Raw genomic sequence first — 1,242 nt, forward strand, 5'->3', positions numbered from 1 at the left:
CTGTGCCTGGAAGCCGCGGGCTGGGGTTCGGCCAACGGCACGGTGGCGCAGCTCTGGTCGTGCACCGGCGGCGCCAACCAGAAGTGGACCGGCCTGGCCGGGGCGAGCAACGCGTGTGCTCTTCCGTCGACGTACCGCTGGACCTCGACCGGCCCGCTGGCGCAGCCGAAGGCGGGGTGGTCCGCGCTGAAGGACTTCACCAGCGTCGTCTACAACGGCAAGCACGTCGTCTACGCCACGTCGCACAACAACCTCGCCGGTAGCGACGGCCGCTGGGGACTGGCGACCTTCAGCCCCTTCACGAACTGGTCCGACATGGCCACCGCCACCCAGACCACGATCCCCTTCGACGGCATCGCGCCGACGCTGTTCTACTTCGCCCCGAAGAACCTCTGGGTGCTCGCCTACAACGGGGCCGGGCCCTACAGCTTCTCCTACCGCACCTCGACCGACCCCACCAACCCCAACGGCTGGGGCCCGCAGCAGGATCTCTTCACGACCACCCTCCCGGACGTGGTGAACCCCGACGGCACGACCCGCAAGAGGGGCCCCCTCGACGTGACCCTCATCGGCGACGACACGAACATGTACATGTTCTTCGCCGACGACGAGGGCGGCATCTACCGCGCCAGCATGCCCATCGGCAACTTCCCGGGCACCTTCGGTTCGTACACGAAGATCATGAGCGACTCGGCGCTCGACCTGTTCGAGGCGCCGGAGGTCTACAAGGTCCAGGGCCAGAACCAGTACCTCATGATGGTCGAGGCCCAGAACTACACCGGGTACGGCCGCTACTTCCGCGCGTTCACGGCCACCAGCCTCAACGGCACCTGGACACCGTCACCGCAGGCCAACACCGTGACCAGCCCCTTCGCCGGCAGTGCCAACAGCGGCGCGACGGCCTGGACAAAGGACATCAGCCACGGCGACCTGGTTCGCACCAACCCCGACCAGACCAAGACCATCGACCCCTGCAACCTGCAGTTCCTCTACCAGGGGCGCGACCCCAGCAGCGACGGCGGGGACTACGGCCTCCTGCCGTACCGCCCGGGGGTACTGACACTGCAGCGCTAGCCAGTGGCGTGACACAGGTCCGGCTCCGGTGTTCCTGACGCTCGCGGGCAACGACGTACGCCGAACCGGGTGAGCGTCACAGCGAGCGATCAGGAACAGGTGGAGTGGGAGCGGCGGGCTCGGTGCAGGACCGAGCCCGCCGCCGCACGTGCAGAACCCGGTCGGTGG

The 1,242-nt window shown here is 68.0% G+C and carries 1 protein-coding gene; it reads left to right on the forward strand.

Annotated features, from left to right (window positions below; genetic code table 11):
• Positions 1-1,074 (forward strand): non-reducing end alpha-L-arabinofuranosidase family hydrolase (locus ADL01_RS21415; protein ID WP_053743650.1); only part of this gene is annotated, 1,074 nt, incomplete at its 5' end.
• Positions 1,075-1,242: the final 168 nt, after the last annotated feature.

The organism is Streptomyces sp. NRRL WC-3618, assembly GCF_001280005.1.
Classification (GTDB): domain Bacteria; phylum Actinomycetota; class Actinomycetes; order Streptomycetales; family Streptomycetaceae; genus Streptomyces.